Origin of the sequence: Methylobacterium sp. CCH5-D2, from assembly GCF_001556475.1 — a bacterium.
GTDB classification, from domain to species: Bacteria; Pseudomonadota; Alphaproteobacteria; order Rhizobiales; family Beijerinckiaceae; genus Methylobacterium; species Methylobacterium hispanicum.
The window spans coordinates 1-556 of the sequence record NZ_LSIX01000398.1 but is presented as its reverse complement, the minus strand read 5'-3'; the positions used below and the strand labels follow the sequence as shown (position 1 = coordinate 556).

General features: G+C 73.7%; 1 protein-coding gene. It reads right to left on the bottom strand.

Annotation, left to right across the window (positions count from 1 at the left end; translation table 11 throughout):
* The coding region (locus tag AX737_RS10280; RefSeq protein WP_156453630.1) for an HlyD family efflux transporter periplasmic adaptor subunit at positions 1-556 on the bottom strand (556 nt) is incomplete at both ends.

Below are 556 nucleotides of genomic sequence, written 5' to 3'. Positions count from 1 at the left end.
CGGCGGTGGTGTGCTCGTAGACGACGTCCTGCCCGTTGCCGGTGCGCACCACGGCCGAGCGCGGCAGCGCCAGGCCGGCCTGCTCGGTCTCGGTCCCGGCCAGCACCGTGACGAACTGCCCGACGCGCAGGCCGGCGGCGTCGCCGAGGACCGCGAACTGCACCGGGATAGCCTGGTTGCGGTCGGCGAGCCCCGTGCCCTGGTAGGCGAGCTTGAGGGTCCGGCCATCCGCGAGCCGGGCGGTGGCGTTCTGCGCCGCGGTCAGCGCGTCGAAGCTGAGGGCCTCGACCCAGAGGCGGTTCGGGTCGACGATCTGGAACACCATCGCGCCGGGCGCGGCCATCTGCCCGGCCACGGCCGCGGCCTGCGCCACCACGCCGTCGACGGGCGCCACCAAGGTTTCGGGCTGCTGCCGGATCTTGTCGAGGGCGGCGCGGCGGTCGTGCAGGCCGTTCAGCTCCGCGACCGCGTCGTCGAGCTGGGTCTGGGCCACGGCGCCGGTGGTGGCGAGTTTTTTATAGCGCTCGACCCGGCGCTCGACGATGGCGATCTGCTG